We start from the raw sequence: 4,364 nt of genomic DNA on the forward strand, positions 1-4,364 counted from the left end.
GTCGAGCTTGTTGAGCTTGCGCTCGATCCGGTTGGCGCACGAGGCGCAGGTCATGCCCTCGATCTGGAGGTCGACGACGGTGGTCGCCGGTCCGCCGGCGATATCGGTGCCTGTCATGGCGTCCTCCCTCATTCCGCGGCGTCGAGTGTGTACCCGGCCTCGTCCACGGCGGCGCGGACGAGGGCGGGGTCGACGGGATCGGGGGCGACGACGACGAGGCGGCCCGACTCCAGGTCGACCTCGACCGACTGGACGCCGGGGATCTCCGAGACCTCCTCCTTCACGGAGGCGACGCAGTGGCCGCAGGTCATTCCGGAGACGGTGAAGGTGGCGGTGTCGGACATGGGGTTCTCCTCTGATGGTTGCAGACGGGTGGAGGGCGGCTCGGTGGAGCGGACTACGACTTGACCAGGCGCGCGATGGCCGCATTGGCCTCGGCGAGCTTGGCCTGCGCCTCCGGGCCACCGTGCTCGATCGCGCCGGCCACGCAGTGGCCCAGGTGCTCCTCGAGCAGGTTGAGCGAGAGCGACTGCAGCGCCCGGGTCATGGCGGAGACCTGCGTGAGGATGTCGATGCAGTACTTGTCCTCCTCGACCATCTTCTGCAGACCGCGGGCCTGACCCTCGATGCGGCGCAGCCGCTTGAGGTGGTCGTCCTTGTTCGGGGTGTATCCGTGCTCGGCCATGCGAGATACGGTACCCCCCTAGGGTACCTATTTCAAGGCCCGCGACGCCCCGAACCCCGGGACGCCCGCGGCTCAGGCCTGGCGGTCGGGCTTCAGGCCGTGTTCGATACCCCAGGCCACCGCCTGGGCACGCGTGGTCACACCCATTTTCCGGTAGGCAGCACGGATGTAGGTCTTGACCGTGTTCGCCGACAGGTAGCACCGGTCGGCGATGTCATGATTCGACATACCCTGCACGATCAGGCCCACCATCTCGGCTTCGCGGGCGGAGAGGCCGGCCTCCTTGGCGGGCCAGTCGTTGGCCCCCGTGGCGGACAGCCCCGGCCCCACCATCGTCACGATGCGACCCGCCGCGATCTCCTCAATCCCCCGGACCAGCTCCGGAGCGGACAGGGACTTGGAGAGGAAACCGTTCGCCCCCAACGCCAGACTGTCCTCGACAGCAGCGCGGTCAGCGGCGAAGGAGTAGACCGCGACCGCAGCGATCGACGGGTCCTGACATAGCGCAGCCAGGCGGGCGTGCTTTCCCACCGGCGCGGCGAACGTGTCGTACAGGGCCACGTCCACCGGAGCCGCCCCCTTGGAGACCGTGCGCTTCTCCACGACCTCGATGCGGTCGGCGTACTCCGAGAGTATGGCGTTCACCCCGGCTACGACGACGAGGTAGTCGTTGATCACAGTCACCCTGACCGGCATGGACAGACCTTAGCAACGAACCCTCGGATGCCCCGATACGGCGATCACACCCCTGGGGGTGTAGTCCGCCCGCTTTCATACAACGGATGATGGGACGTTGTTCCGCGCACGGTCTTTCGACTCGTCGCCGACCCGGGAAGTGGGATGATCATTTGGCTGAGGCCGCCTCGACCGCAGTGGACGATCGATGGGCATGGGCTGACCGCGGCAACTGCGTCGGCCACCAGGACCTGTTCTACAACGACGACCACGACCTCAAGGGCACGAGGCGGAAGAACGAGGAACTCGCCAAGCAGCTCTGCCGGCAGTGCCCGGTGCTCGACCAGTGCCGTCGGTACGCCATCGAGGAGCGGGAGCTCTACGGCGTCTGGGGCGGCATGACCGAGCTGGAACGACACAAGGCGGCGGGCCGGTTGCGCACCGGCTGACCTGCGGCCCGCAACGCCGACTTCAGCGGACGCGAGCCACCGCGAAGCCATCCCAGCCCTTGGCGCCCACCGTCTGCAGGGCGGTCGCGTCCAGTCGCGGATGACCGCCGAGCAGCGTCAGCACCTCGCGGCTGCCGAGCACCCCGGGATCGTCGGAGCCCGCGTCCGCGACCGCGCCGTGGCGCACGACGTTGTCCACTACGATCACGCTGCCCGGGCGGGTCAACTGCAACGCGAGCTCGACGTAGCCCGGATTGCCGGGCTTGTCGGCGTCGATGAACACCATGTCGAACGGCTCGGTACCCGTGTCGATCAGCGCCCGCGCCGACTCCGAGGCCGGGCCCACGAGTACCTCCACGCGATCGGCCACCCCGGCCCGTCTGAAGTTTGCGCGCGCCACCTCGGCATGCCGCGGGTCGATCTCCAAAGTGACCACCTCGCCGTCGTCCCCCAGGGCGCGGGCGACGCTGGCCGCGCTGTACCCGCCGAGAGTCCCGAACTCCAGGACGCGGCGCGCGCCGATCATCCGGCAGAGCAGCGCGAGGAACCGCGCCTGGGCGGCGGAGACCTCGATCGGGGGCAGGTCCGCCGCCGCGGTGGCCTCACGCACATCCCGCAACACTTGGTCCTCGAGCCCCATCGCCTCGTCGAGGAATGCGTCGACCTCCGCCCATCCGGGCTCATGGTCAGTGGTGTCGGGCGTGGCGGGCGGGTGCTCGGTCATGGCTACGACGGTAGCTCCGGGAGGGTGCCCGACCCACGCGGGAGGGCGGCGACTTAGACTCCGCTCATCAGTGATTCACGACACATTAAGTCCGGGGGGACCGTGTTACTTCGTCGAACCGCGCTGCGCGCTGCCGCACTCGCCACCGCTCTGGCGACCACCATCGGGGGCGGGGCCGCGCTCGCCCCGGTCGCCGCAGCCCAGGGCTCGTCCAACGACCCTGCTCCCGCGTTCTATCAACCGCCCGCCCAGCTGCCCGCAGGCGCGGGAGCACTCGTCAAGACCGAGTCGTTCCCACTCGCCGGCGCCATCCCACCGATCCCCGGGGCGGAGTTCGTCTCGGACGGCGCGGGCCCGATCTCGACCGATGCCCAGCGCATCATGTACACCTCCGCGGGGTCGAGAAACCAGCCAATCGCCGTGACGGGGACGTACCTCCAGCCCCGCGCGCCGTGGACCGGCCCGGGGACGCGGCCGCTCGCAGTGCTCGCACCGGGCACCCAGGGTCAGGCCGACCACTGCGCGCCGTCGAAGACCTTCCAGAACCTGGCCACCGTCCGCACGGACCCGCCCGGCGTGGGCTTCGGCTACGAACTCATCCAGGCCTACGCGTTGCTGGCCCGCGGCTACGCGGTCGCGATGACCGACTACGAGGGGCTGGGCACGCCCGGCATCCACCCGTACGTCCACCGCGAGTCCTCGGCCCGTGCCGTGTTGGACATCGCCCGTGCCGCGCCGCGGATCCCTGGTGCGGACATCGGACCCTCGCCGCGCACCGTGTTCTCCGGGTACTCGCAGGGCGGCGGCGCTGTGGCCGCAGCCGCCGAACTGCATCCGCGGTACGCGGCCGAGGTGAACCTCGTCGGCACCGCCGCCGGATCGCCGCCCGCCGACCTCCTGGCCACTCTCGAGAGGGCAGACGGGTCGGCGATCGCCGGCGTGATCGGGTACTCGCTCAACAGTCTGGTCGACGCCTACCCGGAGATGGACCCGCTCCTCGACGCCTATCTCAACGACCACGGCCGGGCGATGCTCGCCGCCACCTCCGACCAGTGCATCGGCGAGACCGCCATCCAGTTCTTCCAGCAGCGCACCAACAACTTCACGCGGTCCGGCCAGTCCGCCGGGGAGATCGCCAGGCAGGATCCGGCCATCATGGACTACCTGGAGCGCCAACGCATCGGCCGCCTGTCGCCCACCACGCCGGTGCGGATCCTGTCCCCCGTGAACGACGACGTGGTGCCCGGTCACCAGTCACAGCGACTCGGCCGCGACTGGTGCGCGCAGGGTGCGGCCGTCGAGATGGTGATCGACCACACCCCGCCGGTGGCCACCGGGCTGGTCATCAATCACGCGGTGCCGATGCTCTCCGGCCTCGGAGGGACGGTGCAGTACCTGGCCGACCGGATCGACGGCCTGCCGGCCCCGGTCAACTGCGGGACGTACTGAGTCGACGACCCCCGCGGCTACGCGCGTCCTGCCGGGTCGCGCTGGCCTGCGCCCCCCTTCATCGGGAAGAGCGTTCCGAACACATCCGCCGAGAAGCAGGTGCTCGGAACGCTCTTCTCGTTGGGGTGCGCCGGGTATGACGCAGTCGACGACGCGTGGCTCGGTGGCGGCCTGGGCCTCGGGCTCGGTCGCGGCCTTGGCCTGGGTTTCGGTCTCGGTCTTGGTCTCGGTCTCGCAAGTAGATTGCGCAACTTCCTTGTAGAATCGCTTGGGTGGCCCACCAGACCGACTCTGCGAGCAGCTCCGACCCGAGCGACACCCCTGGTGCCGCGGCCACCGCGTCCGCCGCGGCCACCGCGTCCGCCACGAGCACCGCGGCCGC

The 4,364-nt window shown here is 69.8% G+C and carries 7 protein-coding genes; 2 read left to right on the top strand and 5 right to left on the bottom strand.

The window, feature by feature from the left end:
* The 4 genes from G6017_RS17455 to G6017_RS12815 form a co-directional block, all read right to left on the bottom strand.
* On the bottom strand, positions 1–117 hold a 117-nt coding region (locus G6017_RS17455; protein ID WP_182609602.1), incomplete at its 3' end, for a cation transporter.
* 11 nt (positions 118–128) lie between these two features.
* Complete coding sequence (locus G6017_RS12805) at positions 129–344, bottom strand: heavy-metal-associated domain-containing protein (RefSeq protein WP_182617688.1); 216 nt, start codon at positions 342–344, stop codon at positions 129–131.
* Positions 345–397: 53 nt separating this feature from the next.
* Positions 398–685 (bottom strand): metal-sensitive transcriptional regulator, encoded by a 288-nt coding sequence (locus G6017_RS12810; RefSeq protein ID WP_095718749.1) that lies wholly within the window; start codon positions 683–685, stop codon positions 398–400.
* 72 nt (positions 686–757) lie between these two features.
* Positions 758–1,381 carry a response regulator transcription factor gene (locus G6017_RS12815; RefSeq protein WP_182609600.1) on the bottom strand — a complete coding sequence of 208 codons (624 nt, stop codon included), beginning with the start codon at positions 1,379–1,381 and terminating at the stop codon, positions 758–760.
* Positions 1,382–1,533: 152 nt separating this feature from the next.
* Here G6017_RS12815 and G6017_RS12820 point away from each other — a divergent pair, with 152 nt between their 5' ends.
* Positions 1,534–1,809, top strand: a complete 276-nt coding sequence (locus G6017_RS12820) for a WhiB family transcriptional regulator (RefSeq protein ID WP_241730769.1) — start codon at positions 1,534–1,536, stop codon at positions 1,807–1,809.
* Between the two features lie 22 nt (positions 1,810–1,831).
* Here the strand turns inward: G6017_RS12820 and G6017_RS12825 are convergent, their stop codons facing one another.
* Positions 1,832–2,533 (bottom strand): O-methyltransferase, encoded by a 702-nt coding sequence (locus G6017_RS12825; RefSeq protein WP_179523758.1) that lies wholly within the window; start codon positions 2,531–2,533, stop codon positions 1,832–1,834.
* A gap of 102 nt (positions 2,534–2,635) precedes the next feature.
* Here G6017_RS12825 and G6017_RS12830 point away from each other — a divergent pair, with 102 nt between their 5' ends.
* Positions 2,636–3,982 carry a lipase family protein gene (locus G6017_RS12830; protein ID WP_259847920.1) on the top strand — a complete coding sequence of 449 codons (1,347 nt, stop codon included), beginning with the start codon at positions 2,636–2,638 and terminating at the stop codon, positions 3,980–3,982.
* The last annotated feature ends 382 nt before the right edge of the window (positions 3,983–4,364 follow it).

The sequence above is a fragment of the Dietzia sp. B44 genome, from assembly GCF_014145245.1.
Taxonomy (GTDB): Bacteria; Actinomycetota; Actinomycetes; order Mycobacteriales; family Mycobacteriaceae; genus Dietzia; species Dietzia natronolimnaea.

Excerpts from the sequence above, each read along its gene's own strand:
- G6017_RS12805 (WP_182617688.1), bottom strand. The coding sequence starts at position 344 with ATGTCCGACACCGCCACCTTCACCGTCTCCGGAATGACCTGCGGCCAC.
- G6017_RS12815 (WP_182609600.1), bottom strand. The coding sequence starts at position 1,381 with ATGCCGGTCAGGGTGACTGTGATCAACGACTACCTCGTCGTCGTAGCC.
- G6017_RS12825 (WP_179523758.1), bottom strand. The coding sequence starts at position 2,533 with ATGACCGAGCACCCGCCCGCCACGCCCGACACCACTGACCATGAGCCC.
- G6017_RS12810 (WP_095718749.1), bottom strand. The coding sequence starts at position 685 with ATGGCCGAGCACGGATACACCCCGAACAAGGACGACCACCTCAAGCGG.